This is a genomic window from Curtobacterium sp. ER1/6, assembly GCF_001742745.1.
Lineage (GTDB): Bacteria > Actinomycetota > Actinomycetes > Actinomycetales > Microbacteriaceae > Curtobacterium > Curtobacterium citri.
In genome coordinates, this window is sequence record NZ_MJAK01000001.1 from 1 (window position 1) to 14,506 (window position 14,506).

Sequence of the window (14,506 nt, forward strand, 5' to 3'; positions counted from 1 at the left end):
CGGGCTCGCGTCCACTTTGTGGTTCCCGACAGACGATCGGGAATCGAACTGAATACTTCAGCAACGGCTTGAAGGACAGGTTCGGATCCAGGTTTGGGTCGAACATGTTCCGGTGGTCATAGCGAGAGGGAAACGCCCGGTCACATTCCGAACCCGGAAGCTAAGCCTCTCAGCGCCGATGGTACTGCAAGGGGGACCTTGTGGGAGAGTAGGACGCCGCCGGACTCACCTTTGCAACACCAGGGAACCCCTGACCATCCGCGGTCAGGGGTTTCCTGCGTTCCCGGGGCGATCCACAGGAGTTCGACCGACTGCGGCGCACGAGGGCACGCCGGTAGGATCGGGGGGTCATGACTGCGCCATTCACCAACGCCACCGGCTCCGACGTCCGAGTCCGCTTCTGCCCGAGTCCGACGGGGACCCCGCACGTGGGCCTCATCCGGACCGCGCTCTTCAACTGGGCGTACGCACGCCACACCGGCGGCAAGCTCGTCTTCCGCATCGAGGACACCGATGCTGCGCGCGACAGCGAGGAGTCGTACCAGCAGATCCTGGACGCGCTGCGGTGGCTCCGGCTGGACTGGGACGAGGGCGTCGAGGTCGGCGGTCCGCACGGGCCGTACCGGCAGTCGGAGCGCTCGGACGTCTACGACGAGGTCATCGGGAAGCTCAAGGCCGCCGGGCACGTGTACGAGTCGTACGTCACGCCGGAGGAGATGGAGGCGCGCAACCGCGCCGCTGGCCGCGACCCGAAGCAGGGCTACGACAACCACGAGCGCGACCTGACCGAGGCCGAGCGGCAGGCGTTCCGCGACGAGGGTCGTGAGCCGGCGCTGCGACTCCGCGTGCCGGACCGCGACCTGAGCTTCGACGACCTGGTGCGCGGCGAGATCACGTTCAAGCAGGGGACGTTCCCGGACTTCGTGGTCGTCCGTCCGAACGGCAAGCCGCTCTACACGTTCACCAACCCGGTGGACGACGCCCTGATGGGCATCACGCACGTGCTGCGCGGCGAGGACCTCCTGTCGTCGACCCCGCGCCAGATCGCCCTGTACGAGGCGCTCGTCGAGGTCGGCATCACCGAGTTCGTCCCCCTCTTCGGGCACCTGCCCTACGTGATGGGCGAGGGCAACAAGAAGTTGTCCAAGCGCGACCCGGAGTCGAACCTCTTCCACCACCGCGCTGCCGGCATGGTGCCCGAGGGTCTCCTCAACTACCTCGCGCTGCTCGGCTGGTCGATCGGCCCGGACCGCGACGTCTTCTCGTCCGACGAGATGGTCGCGGCGTTCGACGTCGTCGACGTCAACCCGAACCCCGCCCGGTTCGACCACAAGAAGGCCGAGTCGATCAACGGCGACCACATCCGCCTGCTGCCGGCGGACGAGTTCCGTGCGCGCCTGGTGCCCTACCTGGCCGACCACCTGTCCGACCCGCTGACGGCGGAGCAGGAGCGGGTGCTCACCGCGGCCGCTCCGCTCGTGCAGGAGCGCATGCAGCTCCTCGGGGAAGCTCCTGGCATGCTCGGCTTCCTCTTCACCGCGGACGACGCGCTCGTGGTCGAGGACGACGCCCTGGCGACCCTCAAGGCCGATGCGGGCGACGTCCTCCGTGCGGGCGTCACGGCGCTCGAGGGGGTCACCGACTGGACGACCGCGTCCATCGAGGCGGCCCTGCGCGAGGCGCTCATCGACGGCATGGGGCTCAAGCCCCGGGTGGCCTTCGGGCCGCTCCGTGTCGCCGTGTCCGGCCGGCGCGTGAGCCCGCCGCTCTTCGAGTCGATGGAGATCCTCGGCAAGGACTCCACGCTGACGCGCCTGCGCCTGCGCCGGCTCGCGGACCGCTGACGCCGCCGTGGTGACCGCTGCGGGGGAGCACGACGCGGACGGCCCCCTGGTCGTCGACGTCGCCGTGATCGGCGCCGGTCCGGCCGGGCTGAGCGCTGCGCTCAACCTGGTCCGGGCGCGGCGGACGGTGCTGCTCGTGGACGCCAACCGACCGCGGAACGCCGCGACCCTGCGGTCGCACGGGTTCCTCACGCGGGACGGCATCTCGCCGCTCGAGCTGCGGAAGCTCGGGCGGGAGGAGGTGGAGGCCTACCCCGAGGCGACCGTCGTGCAGTCGGTGGTCGACCGGGTCGCCCGCGACGGTGACGGCTGGGCCGTGCACGGGACCCACCGCGGGGCGGAGTTCCACGCCCGTGCGCGCGCCGTCGTGGTGGCGACCGGGCTCCGGGAGGAGTTCCCCGCGCTGCCGTCCCTGCGGGCCTTCTACGGCACGTCCGTGCACAGCTGCGTCGAGTGCGACGGGTACGAGCACGGCGGCGCGTCGCTGGCGTTCCTCTGCGAGACGGCGGACGTGGTCGACCGAGCGCTGCTCGTCGCGTCGTGGACCGACGACCTGGTGGTCTACACGAACGGCACTGCGACCCTCGACGAGCGAGGACGGGCACGCCTGGCGGCCGCCGGCGTCCTGGTCGACGAGCGGCCCGTCGCCGACCTCGAGGGGGACCGGACGGGCCTGACGGGGGTCCGCCTCGCCGACGGCGACGTGCGGGCGCACACGGGCGCGTTCGTCCGCCCGCTGTGGCACGCGGACCTCGACTGGATCGACGCGCCGCTGGACCGCGACGCCGACGGGCTCGTACGCGTCGACCGGCTCGGACGGACCGGCGTCCCGGGTCTGTACGCGGTGGGCGACGTGACCCCGCCGGGGCCGGAGCAGCTCGTCGTGGCGGCCGGTCACGGAGCGTCCACGGCGGCTGCGGTGCACCGCGACCTCGTCGGTGGTCTCGAGGACCTCCGGGATGCTGTACAGTAGTTGATCGTGCCCCGGACAACGGGGAACACGAGGCCGACAGGCCTTTGGGGTATGGTGTAATTGGCAACACAGCGGTTTCTGGTACCGTCGTTCTTGGTTCGAGTCCAGGTACCCCAGCTCGAGAAAGGCCCCCGGGAGATCCCGGGGGCCTTTCGCGTTGCTCGACGCGTGGATGTCCGTCGCTGGACGGTGGACACGCCCGACCGCCGTTCGAGGCGGAGATCCGGACGGTCAGTTCGCCTGGCGGTACGCCACGACCCAGTCGACGAGCACGTGTCCCGCGGAGTCGGTCGGCACGCGACGGTCGTCGACCGTGGTCTCGGCCTGCAGTGTCACGCGCATCGGCGTCGAGGGCACGGCGCCGGTCGTGCTCGCGACGAGTTCCCCGTCCCACCAGAAGCGCACCGCCTCCGCGGTCCACTCCATCGTGGCGACGTGCCAGTCCTCCTGGCCCCCGGGGATCGTGGGGGCGTCCTCGGGCAGGAACGTCATCTTGCCGGTCGAGTGGTCGAGGCTGCCCGGCACGGCCGAGACCGGGCGCACGTCACCGCCGAGGTCGCCCTCGGGCCAGTCGATCTCGCCCTCGTCCCAGTTGCCGGAGAGCGGCCAGAGGAGCATCACGAACTTGTAGCCGGGCACGTCGTCGGCGCGGTAGCGGATCGACACGCGCTGGTGCGTGTACGACCGGTACCCGGCCGGCAGGACCGTCGCGACGAGCGGTTGACCACCCTCGGAGCGCAGGTGCAGGTCGAGGACGGAGTCGTGCACGGAGACGACCTCGTCCGGGTGGTACAGCCCCTTGCCGGAGGTGTCGCGGATGCCGGTGTACTGCGCCATCGCCGGGTAGACCGAGAGGAGCTGCCCGTGCGCGGCGTCACGGTCGAAGTCCTGTGCCAGGTACGGCACCCAGCGGACGCCGTCCTCCTCGAGCGCGCCGGTCGGCATGCGCTCGGCCTCGGCCCGGTCGGCACGACGGGCGCTCGTCGGCAGCACGACGGCGACGGTCCCGGTCAGCGCCGCGGCGCCGACGAGCCCGGCGACGACCGCGCCGCGCTGCAGCACGGAGCGTCGGGTGTGCAGCCGGTGGCGCGCACCGGGTTCATGCTGCACGGGTGACCTCGTAGATGCGGACGCCGTCGCGGTCGTACCGGAGGGTGCCGTCGGCGGCGACGGACCGCTCGAGGGCGTCGACCTCCGCGCCGGTGAGGACGCCGCGCCGCACGACGTCGGTGCGCTCGGTGTCCGAGAACACGACCCAGTCGTCCCCGCCGTGGGACCGTCCGGCGATCGCGTCGTCGAGGTCGGCCGGGGTCATCGCGCCGTGGTACCAGGGCATCATGTCGCTCAGGGACAGCACCTGCCCCCAGCGCTCGAGGTAGGCGGGGTAGTCGGCACCGATGATCGCGGGGAACCCGCCGACCGTGGTGAGCGTGTCGTCCGCCGCGAACCGGCCGTCGAGCCAGCGTGCGGCGGTGACCTCGCTCGCGGGCGTCTGGTTCGCCTGCTCCGCCTGGAAAGTCGTCCCGACGAAGAGCAGGGCCGTGACGGTGACCAGCGCCCCGGTCGCGGCCAGGCGGAGTCGTCGTCCGTGCAGGGCGTGGACGGCGGCGATCGCGAGGAAGGGCGCGGAGAAGAGCACGACACGGAACTTCGCCTCGCCGCCGTAGCTCTGCCCGAGGACGAGGACGACGGGGCAGGCCGCGAGCCAGAGGACGAGCAGGGCGCGCTGCCCGTGACCGGCCCGCACCGAGCGGACCAGGCCGACCAGGGCGACGACCGCGACGAGCGCGGTGAGCGCCAGGACCCCGCGACTCTGCAGGGTGGTCGCGAGCGACGGGATGGCGATCGACGTCGAGGCGGCGGTGACGTTGCTGACCGGGTCGAAGCCGGTGGTCAGCCCGAACTTCTCCTGCACGTAGTCGAGGTTCGGCAGCAGGTAGAGCAGCGGAGCGGCGCCGACCGGCAGCGCGATCCACCAGGGGCGCACGACGCCGACGAGGACGAGGGGGACGAGCGCGGCCACGAGCACGAACGGCGTGAGCTGGTGCGACGCGGTGATGACGGCCTGCAGCAGGACGACGAGCACGACGGCGGTGACGGTCGCGGTGCGTGGTGCCGGTGCGACCGCCGGCACGACGGGTGCACGACGGGCCCGCAGCACCCGGGAGACCCCGCCGACCAGTCTCAGGCCGAGGGCGTTCGGCGCCCGGCGGAGGGTGGTCAGGACGACGAGCACGGCCGCGAGGAAGAGCGCGAACGCGAGTGCCTGCGGCGAGTAGTAGTCCTGCCCGACCCAGTTCGCCGCGCTGAAGAGCACCGCGGCGGTGACGGCCCAGCGGCCACGCAGGCCGAGTGCCCGCGCGATGCCGAACACCAGGGCGCCGTCGAGCAGCGCGAACGCGACCTCGACGTACCGCACCGGGTCGGACGGGTCGGCGGTGCCGGTCGCGGCGCCGAGGAAGGCACTCATCGAGAAGAAGCCCGGCCACCGGTTGTAGATGTCGATCGTCGGGTCGACCGACCCGTGCTGCTGGATGTACGCGGTGACCGCGATGTGCTTGAAGACCCACGGCGGACGGGGTTCGGCAGCCACGAGGTTCGCGGTGCCGTACGCGACGACGACGAGCACGGCCGCCGACACGACCCGCAGCGCCGCGGGGAAGCGACGGTCGACCAGGGCGGTGACCGTCACGGCGAGGACCGCCCCGGCTCCGAGCCACCACGTCGGGGCGACGGCGAGGAGCAGGCCCCACTCGCCGAGGGCGGTCGCGTCGGTCTGTGCGGTGCCGACGGCCCACAGCGCCGTTCCGGTCACGAGCACGCCGCCGCCGACCACGAGTCGGACGAGCGTGCCCTCGTGCCGGGCGGCCCAGGCGGCACGGACCGCTCCGGCGAGCGTGGCGCGCTGGCCCGCGCGGACGGTGACCACACCGTGCGCCAGGGCCGCCCAGCCGCTCACGACGAGGACGAACCCCGCCGCCGGCACCGGGGTCCACCGGTCGGTCCACACCATGACGAGCGCGACGACGGCGTCGACGGCCGCGCTCGTGGCGACGACGAGCGCAGCGCGCCCGACCGGCTCGGTCAGGCGCAACGGCCGCACGAGGGCGAGCCCCGGGACGACGAGGAGCGCGGCGAGGACGACACCCGTCCGCACCGGTCCCGTCGCACCGGTCACGAGGAGCGCGGTCGCGAGGAACGCGAGCGCCGCGGCGGCGAGGGACGGCACGGGGGAGCGGGGGACCACCCGGGCAGGCCGGAGCACGACCCGGTCCGGGGTCGTGGTCGCGGTCACGGAGCGACCACCGGGGTCGTACGACGCATCGGGCGTTCCTTCGTGTCGGGCGGCGTCCCGGGGTGGGGCGCGGGGCCGCCGGCGGGCCGGCGGAGCGGTCGGGCACGCGCCGACGGCGAGTCCGGCCGAGGCGGCGTGTCAAGGCACGGTACCCACGGCCGCCGCCGCCCCACGAGGTCCGTCCTGGCACTGTGCGGGTGCCCTGCGGCATTGCGGGATCACGCACGGCCGAGCCGCTCCGGGCGAGGGGAACCGCACGCTCCGGGGACCGGCGTTGACGGGCGTCCGAGCCTCCGGGGACCGTGGGCGCATGACCTCCACCGCGTCACGACCGTCGTCGTCCCGTCTCGTGCTCGAGCGCCCGATGACGAGCCCCGAGCCGCCGACCTGGTCCGGTGCCGTGTGGGTCGGCGCCGTCGACGTGCACGCGGTGCCCACCGACGACGCCCCGGTCCCGCTCACGGACGCCGCCGGTCACCGCACCGCACGGCTGCTCGTGCGCGAGGGCGCCTCGCCGCGCGGCTTCGTCGACCTGCCCGTCACCGACGGTGCCGTCGACGCCGCCGCCCTCCGTGCCGCGGTCGCCGCACTCCCGGCCGCCGAGCACCCGCCGGTCCCGGTCCACCTGCCCCGCACGAGCGTCGTCCTGTGCACCCGGGACCGTGCCGACCAGCTCGCCGCGGCGCTGCGGTCGGTGCTCGCCGTCGACCACCCCGACCTCGAGGTCGTCGTCGTCGACAACGCCCCGTCGGACGACGCCACCCGGCGCCTCGTGACCGCACCCGGCACGGACCCGCGTGTCCGGTACGTGCTCGAACCCGTCCCCGGGCTCTCGAGCGCGCGGAACGCCGGTGTCCGCGCGGCCCGCGGCGAGGTCGTCGCCTTCACCGACGACGACGTCGTCGTCGACCCCGGCTGGCTCCGCGCCCTCGCCTCCGGGTTCGCCCGCGGCGAGGACGTCGTCTGCGTCAGCGGCCTGGTCGCCAGCGGCGAGCTCCGGACGCCGGCGCAGCGGTGGTTCGACGAGCGGGTGACGTGGTCGCGCAACCTGACGCCGCGGGTCTTCCGCCTCTCGGCACCCCCCGCGGACCGCCCGCTCTTCCCGTTCTCGGTCGGCGACTACGGCACCGGTGCGAACTTCGCCGTGCGGCGGGACGCCGTCCTCGCCCTCGGCGGGTTCGACGAGGCCCTCGGGGTCGGCACGGTGACCGGTGGCGGCGAGGACATCGACATGTTCGCCCGTGTCGTGCTCGACGGCTCGGCACTCGTCGTCGAGCCGTCCGCCCTCGTCTGGCACCGGCACCGCGCGGACCTCGCCGCGCTCCGCACCCAGGCCGTCGGCTACGGCACCGGGCTCGGTGCGTGGTTGACGAAGACGGCACTCCGGCCGCGCACGCTCGGGATGGCCCTGGTCCGTGCCCCGCGCGCGCTCCGGCACCTGCTCGGCGGTCCCGTCGCGCCGGTCGCGGAGCCCGGCGGGGTCCCGGCCGCCGCACCCGCCGCCGGCGACGACGCCTTCGACCGCGAGGTCGCGGCGGTGCGGGGCACCGAGCTGCGCGCCGTCCTCCGCGGGGTCACCCGGTACGCCCGCTCACGTCGCGTCGTGCGCGCGCGTGCCGCCGCTGCGCGCCGCGCGGTCTGACGCCTGCCGAGGCGCCGCACCAGCCCACCACCCGTCGGACGGGAGGCGCGCGGTGCGGCCGCCACGCGCCTCCCGTCCGTGCCGTACCGACTGTTCCGTGCACCGTCCCGATCCGCGCGTGGTTGCGGGTTTCCGTACGACGCGTGGCGGGGCCGCAACGCACCTCGCGCCGCATTGACCGACGGTGGCGGTGCGGACGAAGGTGGGAACGCCCAGGGAACGGTGTACCCCCGTTCCGGACGGCCGCCGAGGTCACTGCCTCGCCGCCGGAACCCCTCGTCCCGCCGTCGCCCACCCAGCGACGGGCACCCCGGGACCCTGCCAGCGCCGCCTGAACCCGACAGGAGCACCATGACCACCACCGTCCGGCCCCGCGAACCCCGCGTCTCGGTCGTCATCCCCGCCCGGAACGAGGCGCGGAACCTCGAGATCATCCTGCCGATGCTGCCCGCCGTGCACGAGGTGATCCTCGTCGACGGCAACTCGGTCGACGACACCATCGCCACCGCCCAGCGGCTCATGCCCGGCATCACGGTCGTCCAGCAGACCCGCAAGGGCAAGGGCAACGCCCTGGCCTGCGGGTTCGAGGCGGTCACCGGCGACGTCGTCGTCATGTTCGACGCCGACTGCTCCGCCGACGCCGCCGAGATCCCCCGCTTCGTCGACGCGCTCGTCGCCGGGGCGGACGTCGCCAAGGGCACGCGGTACGCGCCCGGCGGCGGCAGCGACGACATCACGGTGATCCGGGGCCTCGGCAACAAGGGGCTCAACATGATCTCGAACCTGCTGCTCCGCGCGAAGTACACCGACCTCTGCTACGGCTACAACGCCTTCTGGGCGGACACGCTGCCGACGGTCGGCCTGCTGTCCTCGACGCTCCCGCAGCCCACCGACGGGTCGATGCGCTGGGGCGACGGCTTCGAGATCGAGACGATCCTGACCTGCCGCTGGTCGGCGGCCGGGTTCCGCATCACCGAGGTGCCGAGCCACGAGAAGCTCCGCGTGCACGGCACGAGCAACCTCAACGCCGTGAGCGACGGCATCCGCGTCCTGACGTCGATCATGCACGAGCGCCGTCGTGCCCGCGAGGTCGCCGCCCGCGCCCGCCTCGCACCGACCCCGGTGCGCGCCCGGCCCGTGGTCGAGCCCGTCGCCGTCCTCGACGAGGAAGCCGCCGCGTGACGCGCCCCACCGTCGCGGTCGTCATCTGCGCCTACACCCAGCGGCGCTGGGGCGACCTGCAGGCCGCCGTCGAGTCGGCGAAGCGGCAGCCCGAGGCGACCGAGGTGATCGTCGTCATCGACCACGAGCCGGAGCTCCTGCTCCGCGCCGCGGCCCGGTGGCCCGACCTCCAGGTCGTCCCGAACGCCGAGGACCGCGGGCTCTCGGGCGCGCGCAACACCGGCGTGGCGCTCGCCGCGTCGGACGTCGTCGCGTTCCTCGACGACGACGCCGCGGCCGACCCCGACTGGCTGGTGCACCTCGTCGAGGCGCTCGACCTGCCGGACGTCGTCGGCGTCGGTGGTCGGGCGACCCCCTCGTGGCCGGACACCACCGGTGCCGGACCGTACCCGGACGAACTGCTCTGGATCGTCGGGTGCAGCTACGCCGGGCTGCCGACGGCGGCCGGGGACGTGCGCAACGTCATCGGGTCGAGCATGGCGTTCCGTCGGGACGTCCTGCTCGCGGCCGGGGGCTTCCGCTCCGGGATCGGCCGGGTCGGCAACCAGCCGCTCGGGTGCGAGGAGACGGAGCTCTGCATCCGGATCGCCCAGATGCGGCCCGAGGCGCGCATCCGGTACGAACCGCGGTCGAACGTGTCGCACCACGTCTCGCCCGACCGGGTCACCATGCGGTACCTCCGTCGACGCAGCTACTACGAGGGCATCTCGAAGGCCGTGCTGAGCCGCCGGGTCGGTGCGAAGGACTCGCTCTCGAGCGAGGGCACCTACCTGACCCGGGTGCTGCCCGGCGCGCTCCTGCGGGAGCTCGGAGCGCTCGGACGGGGCGGGGGCGTGCGCGCCCTGGCGATCGTGACGAGCGTCGTGGCGACGGTCCTCGGGTACGCCGTCGGGCGGACCCTCGGGACGGTCGTCGTGCGGACGCCGGCGGCGGCCCCGGCCCTGGAGCGTGTCACGGCCTGACCCCCTGGCGGCCCTGCGACACGGCGGCCCCGGCTCCCCACTCGGGGTGCCGGGGCCGCTGTCGTGTCCGGGGTCGTCGTGTCCGGGGTCGTCGTGCCGGGGGTCGTCGTGCCGGGGGCCGGCGTCCTCGTGTCCGGGTGCGGCGTCTCGTGGCGCGACGTGCCGCTGCACTGCCGGAGGCACCTCGCGCCACGTGATCGCGTGGTGCGAGGTGCCTCCGGTCGTGCGGGGCCGCTGCCGTGCGGCAGGGGCCTGCACGGCGAGTGTGCGTGACCGGCCTGCACACCGGCACCGGCACCGGCACGCGGGCGCCGACGGTGTGGCGCCTGCGCGCCGGTCGGGTCAGGCGGTGCGGCCGCGTGCGGCCCGGAGCCGCTGGACGAACCACGGCATGCAGGCGACGACGCCGACGATCCGCACGACGTTCCACGGCAGGTCCTGCGGTGCCAGCAGCGACGCGGCGGCCAGGAGCACGGCGGGGAGTACGACGAGGAACACGCGGCGACCGGGGCCGCGCCACTCGCGACGGTCCGGCAGCGCTGCCTGCTGCAGCACGGCCAGCAGCGCGTAGGCGACGACGGTCGCCAGCGCCGCGCCGGCGATGCCGAGCGGCGGGACGAGGAGCAGGTTGGCCCCGATGTTCGCGACGGCCGCGACGGCCGCGATGACCCCGACCGCGACACCGCGGCGCTCGACGATCAGCAGACGACCGGTCGCACCGCTCGCGACGACCGGGAACGCGGTGAGGGCGACGACGAACACGACGACGGTGAGCTGCTCCACGCGGTACGACGCGGGGGCGAGGATCGGCAGCGCCACGGGGGAGACGAGGGTCACGGCGAGCAGGACCGGCGCGAGCAGCAGGTAGAGCTCGTCACGTGCGTGCATCGCCAGGCGGCGACGGGCGACCGCGTCGCGGAGCGCGGCGAAGTGCGGCGCCCACGCGCTGTTCGTGAACGTCAGGAGCAGGATGACCGCCGATCCGACGACGTAGGCGATCTGGTAGCGGGCCACCTCCTCCGGGCCCAGCAGCCGCTGCACGATGATGCGGTCACCGGCGTTGAGGACGAAGTACGACAGGTTGCCGAGCGCGATCGGCACGCCGAGCCGGAACGCGCGGGCGGTGACCGCACGGTCGAGCAGCCCGGCGAGGCGGGGCCGGACGGCGACGAGTCCGATCACCATCGCCGTGCCCTGGGCGACGACCCCGCCCCAGGCGTAGGTGGTCGCGTCGGCGTGCACGAGGACCAGCAGACCGAGACCGATGATCGAGCCGCCGACCGAGGACAGCAGGCTCGTGACGGCGAAGACGCGGATGCGGTCCTGCGCGACGAGCAGGGCGAGGGACATCTGCACGAGGGCGGCGGGCAGCGTCCACAGCACGGCGACCAGGAGCAGCGGGTGCTCGCCGACGAAGCCGGCGGCGTCGCCCCAGACCGGGATCGTCCCGAGCGCGACGAGCGTGACGACGGTCGCGAGGACCGCGCCGACGGAGACGAGTCCCCGCGCGGCGCGTTCGTCGCCGTCCTCGGCCCGCTGGAGCACCGCGGCCTGGTCGAGGCCCGCGACGGCGAGCACGCCGAGTGCCTGGTACAGGGCGATCGCCGAGGCGAGCACACCGAACTCCGACTGCGGCAGCAGGTGCGCGAGGACGGGGGAGACGAGCGAGCTGACGACGAGCTGCATCGACCAGATGACGACGTAGAGCATGCCGCGGCCGAACAGGACCGACGCGCCGCGCTGGACGGCGGTGCTGCCGGTCGACGTGCCCGGTCCGCCCGACGCCGACGTCGATGCCGGTGTCTGCGTCGGCTCGGCGACGTGCCGTCCGGCGTGCGGCTCGGCGGGGACGGCGGTCGTCCCGGTCTCCGGTGCTCCGCTCACGGGGCGGTGACCTCCGTGCGACGCTGACCGCGCAACCCGACCGCCGCGTCGACGAGGTCGAGCAGGTCCGAGCTCCGCTCCGTGGAGAACTTGCGGGCGAAGACCTGGGGCAGCTCGTCGCCGGCACCGGTCCACCGGTCCAGCAGCAGTCCCGCGTCCGCCGTGGTCAACCACGGCGGGCTCTTCATCCGCGTCCCGTCCCAGCCGATGTACCACGGTGAGTGCTCGACGTGCTCGTCGGCGAACCCGGGCACCAGGGCGGGGGAGTTGAGGATCGACGGCACGAGCGACTCGTCCGCGATCCACGCGCGCCGCCAGAACCGGACGAGGTCCGGGCGTGCATCGACGACGTCGAGGACCGCCTGGGCGTGCTCGCGGCTGATGAGCTTCATCTGCGACCCGCCGGTCAGGACGACGTCCCGCGGCAGTCGGCGCGGCACCGGCAGGCGCAGCATGTGCTTCCGCCAGGCCCAGTGCCGGTAGCGGAAGCGCGACCACCCGCCGCCGCGCCAGTCGGGGTGCGGCAGGGGGTGCGTGATGAGGAAGGACCGTCCGCGGTGCGCCTCGAGCAGCGCACGGATCTCGTCCGGGGTCGCCAGCGGGTAGTCGCTCCCCGTGAGGACGGCGACGTGGGTGGCGTCCGTCTGCGCGATCGCGGCACGGTAGCCGGCGATCTCGGCGGCCGCGTTCTCCCACCGCGCCCATCCGGTGCGCTGCCGGTCGAGCAGCCGGACACGGGACGGCAGACCCTCGGTCATGGCTCCGTGCACGTCGTCCGGGGTGCGGACGTCGCAGTGCAGGAACACCGGGAAGGGGTCCAGTGCCTCGACGAGCCGGCGGACCTGCACCGGGTCCTCGTGGGCGAGGACGACGCAGGCGGGAGCCGCGGTGGGGATGGCCATGGACGTGACGCTAACCGCGCCGTTCCGGGCCGGACAAGGCGGTCCGGGGGTGGCTGCGGGGATGCGGCGGTTTCCCGCACGCTCCCCACCGCGACGGTGTCAGCGACGGCGGCGGAACCGCGGGCAGTCGCAGAGGGCGCAGTCGGATCCGGGACGGTAGTGCTCGTGCGCCTCCTGCTGGTGGCCGCACACGCAGGTCGTGGTGTCGGTGTCGGTGCCCGGCAGCATGCGTCCTCCTCGTGCCCGGCGCGCGGTCGCCGGATCGCCCCTCGATCCTAGGGGGACGACCGACCGGGCGGCGGGAGGATCAGCGGGTCGGGAACCGGCCGGACTCCACGTCACGCCACCGTCGCCGACTCCGCACCCACGCGGCCGGACCCGCCGGGAACCCCCGGAACTCGTGGTACGCCAGCGACCGCGGCACCGGGACCACGGCGACGGGCGCCGCAGCGCCGGCAGCGTCGTCGGTCCCGCGACCGCGACGGAGGGTGGCCACGACGCCGCGGACCTTCCGACCCGCGGCGAGCGGGACGAGGCGCGCGAGGACGGCGAGGTGCCGCCGGTCCCGTGCGACGAGCGCGCAGAGCAGCGCCGTGTAGCCGACGCCGTTCCCGCGGAGCTGCGCGTGCAGGGCCTCGACGGTGCGGCGGTGCCGGTGGTGCACGACCGCCGCGGGTTCGAAGCCGACCCGCCCGCCGCGCCACAGCGTCTCGACGAACATCGCGAGGTCCTCGCCACCGCGTGCGGGGGAGCCGGCACCGAGGGTCGTGTCGAACCCGCCCACGACCTCGAGCAGCTCGCGCCGGAACGCCATGTTCGCCCCGGCGCCGTACGCCCCGATGCCGTACACCGGGAAGCGCCCGCGCACGCTGCCGTCGGGGCGCACGGCAGCGACCTGCGCGTGCCGCATCGTCCCCGGCACGTCGTCGGGCACGATCGTCACCGGGTCGAAGGTGCGCTCGCCGCTGAACCCGCCGTAGTACGCCTCGTACCAGACCTGCGCGGGCGTCGCGAGCTCGGTCGGCAGGATCACGCCGCTCACCGCGTCGAGCCCGGGTTCGGTGGCGAAGCGCTCGCCGAGGGCACGGAGCCATCCCGCGTCGACCTGCACGTCGTCGTCCGTGAAGGCGACGACCTCGCCCTGCGCGGCGGCCACGCCGGCGTTCCGTCCGGCCGAGAGCCCGGGCCGCCGTTCCGTGACGAGCCGGACGTTGCGCCCCGCGAGCACGGCGGGCAGCGGGTCGTCGGCGGGCACGCGGACGCGGTTGTCGACCACGAGGACCTCGTGCCGGGGGTAGTCGAGGTGCTCGAGCACGTCGAGCAGCCGACCGAGGTCCTCGACCCGGTCGACCACGGTCGAGACCACGACCGAGATCGACGGCAGTGCGTCGTCCGGCACCACGCGGGGCGTCCGGTGCGGGGCGCCCGCGGTGCCGACGAGGGGGGCGAGGACGCGTGCGGCGTCGGCCGGGTCCGCGGTGAGTGCCACGTCGGCCGTGCAGACGGGGTGACCGCCGCGGTACCCGACGACCAGGGCGGACGACCCGGCATCGTCGGCGACGAGCTCGGGCAGCGGCGCGTCGAGGTCGACCCGGACGACCCGACGGGGCCCGGGCAGGGCGACGGCGGCGGTGGTGGTGGCCATGGTCGGGGACGCTACGGCCCCCGGGGCTGCCGGACAACGTCGGCGGTCGACGGAGGCGGGGACGGTGCGGAACCCCGCAGCGCCGCCCCCCACCGCGTGCCGGCACACGGGTGGATGCGGGAGCGTGCGCAGGAGCGAGGCCGAGTGAGCGCTCACCAGGGGAAAGGCGTCCGCGGT

At 74.1% G+C, this 14,506-nt stretch carries 11 protein-coding genes, 1 tRNA gene and 1 rRNA gene; 7 read left to right on the plus strand and 6 right to left on the minus strand.

Going from position 1 to position 14,506, the window contains the following annotated elements; genetic code table 11:
- Positions 1-108 precede the first annotated feature (108 nt).
- The 4 genes from rrf to Cus16_RS00020 all read left to right on the plus strand — a co-directional run bounded on the left by rrf (position 109) and on the right by Cus16_RS00020 (position 2,934).
- A 5S ribosomal RNA gene (gene rrf / locus Cus16_RS00005) occupies positions 109-225 on the plus strand.
- A gap of 125 nt (positions 226-350) precedes the next feature.
- Positions 351-1,844, plus strand: a complete 1,494-nt coding sequence (gene gltX, locus Cus16_RS00010; protein ID WP_069710641.1) for a glutamate--tRNA ligase — start codon at positions 351-353, stop codon at positions 1,842-1,844.
- A gap of 10 nt (positions 1,845-1,854) precedes the next feature.
- Complete coding sequence (locus tag Cus16_RS00015) at positions 1,855-2,817, plus strand: NAD(P)/FAD-dependent oxidoreductase (RefSeq protein ID WP_189319498.1); 963 nt, start codon at positions 1,855-1,857, stop codon at positions 2,815-2,817.
- Positions 2,818-2,862: 45 nt separating this feature from the next.
- Positions 2,863-2,934 (plus strand) — tRNA-Gln (locus Cus16_RS00020).
- A 114-nt stretch (positions 2,935-3,048) separates the two neighbouring features.
- Here Cus16_RS00020 and Cus16_RS00025 read toward each other — a convergent pair.
- Together Cus16_RS00025 and Cus16_RS00030 are read right to left on the minus strand one after the other, a co-directional pair.
- Positions 3,049-3,927 carry a glycoside hydrolase family 16 protein gene (locus tag Cus16_RS00025; protein WP_141718743.1) on the minus strand — a complete coding sequence of 293 codons (879 nt, stop codon included), beginning with the start codon at positions 3,925-3,927 and terminating at the stop codon, positions 3,049-3,051.
- Positions 3,917-6,112 carry a hypothetical protein gene (locus tag Cus16_RS00030; protein WP_069710643.1) on the minus strand — a complete coding sequence of 732 codons (2,196 nt, stop codon included), beginning with the start codon at positions 6,110-6,112 and terminating at the stop codon, positions 3,917-3,919. The genes Cus16_RS00025 and Cus16_RS00030 overlap by 11 nt, the downstream gene beginning before the upstream one ends.
- A 310-nt stretch (positions 6,113-6,422) precedes the next feature.
- On the opposite strand from Cus16_RS00030, the gene Cus16_RS00035 reads away from it, so the two are divergent.
- From Cus16_RS00035 to Cus16_RS00045, 3 genes are all read left to right on the plus strand, one after another.
- Entirely contained in the window at positions 6,423-7,754 is a 1,332-nt protein-coding gene (locus Cus16_RS00035; RefSeq protein ID WP_069710644.1) for a glycosyltransferase, read from the plus strand.
- 351 nt (positions 7,755-8,105) lie between these two features.
- Positions 8,106-8,936, plus strand: a complete 831-nt coding sequence (locus Cus16_RS00040; RefSeq protein ID WP_069710645.1) for a glycosyltransferase family 2 protein — start codon at positions 8,106-8,108, stop codon at positions 8,934-8,936.
- Positions 8,933-9,898 carry a glycosyltransferase family 2 protein gene (locus Cus16_RS00045; protein WP_069710646.1) on the plus strand — a complete coding sequence of 322 codons (966 nt, stop codon included), beginning with the start codon at positions 8,933-8,935 and terminating at the stop codon, positions 9,896-9,898. Before Cus16_RS00040 ends, Cus16_RS00045 begins: the two co-directional genes overlap by 4 nt.
- Before the next feature lie 342 nt (positions 9,899-10,240).
- Here Cus16_RS00045 and Cus16_RS00050 read toward each other — a convergent pair whose 3' ends face one another.
- From Cus16_RS00050 to Cus16_RS00060, 4 genes are all read right to left on the minus strand, one after another.
- Positions 10,241-11,782 (minus strand): lipopolysaccharide biosynthesis protein, encoded by a 1,542-nt coding sequence (locus Cus16_RS00050; protein ID WP_083263571.1) that lies wholly within the window; start codon positions 11,780-11,782, stop codon positions 10,241-10,243.
- Entirely contained in the window at positions 11,779-12,684 is a 906-nt protein-coding gene (locus Cus16_RS00055) for a beta-1,6-N-acetylglucosaminyltransferase (RefSeq protein ID WP_083263572.1), read from the minus strand. Before Cus16_RS00055 ends, Cus16_RS00050 begins: the two co-directional genes overlap by 4 nt.
- Positions 12,685-12,783: 99 nt before the next feature.
- The gene (locus Cus16_RS16955; protein WP_259346275.1) at positions 12,784-12,912 is read right to left on the minus strand and encodes a hypothetical protein; all 129 of its coding nucleotides are present in this window, start codon (positions 12,910-12,912) and stop codon (positions 12,784-12,786) included.
- 79 nt (positions 12,913-12,991) lie between these two features.
- Positions 12,992-14,329: a glycosyltransferase gene (locus Cus16_RS00060; protein ID WP_069710647.1), complete on the minus strand. Its 1,338-nt coding sequence runs from the start codon at positions 14,327-14,329 to the stop codon at positions 12,992-12,994.
- Positions 14,330-14,506: the final 177 nt, after the last annotated feature.

Bases quoted from the DNA above. Each gene is read 5' to 3' on its own strand.
- gltX (WP_069710641.1), top strand. From the start codon at position 351: ATGACTGCGCCATTCACCAACGCCACCGGCTCCGACGTCCGAGTCCGC.
- Cus16_RS00035 (WP_069710644.1), top strand. From the start codon at position 6,423: ATGACCTCCACCGCGTCACGACCGTCGTCGTCCCGTCTCGTGCTCGAG.
- Cus16_RS00040 (WP_069710645.1), top strand. From the start codon at position 8,106: ATGACCACCACCGTCCGGCCCCGCGAACCCCGCGTCTCGGTCGTCATC.
- Cus16_RS00055 (WP_083263572.1), bottom strand. From the start codon at position 12,684: ATGGCCATCCCCACCGCGGCTCCCGCCTGCGTCGTCCTCGCCCACGAG.
- Cus16_RS16955 (WP_259346275.1), bottom strand. From the start codon at position 12,912: ATGCTGCCGGGCACCGACACCGACACCACGACCTGCGTGTGCGGCCAC.
- Cus16_RS00060 (WP_069710647.1), bottom strand. From the start codon at position 14,329: ATGGCCACCACCACCGCCGCCGTCGCCCTGCCCGGGCCCCGTCGGGTC.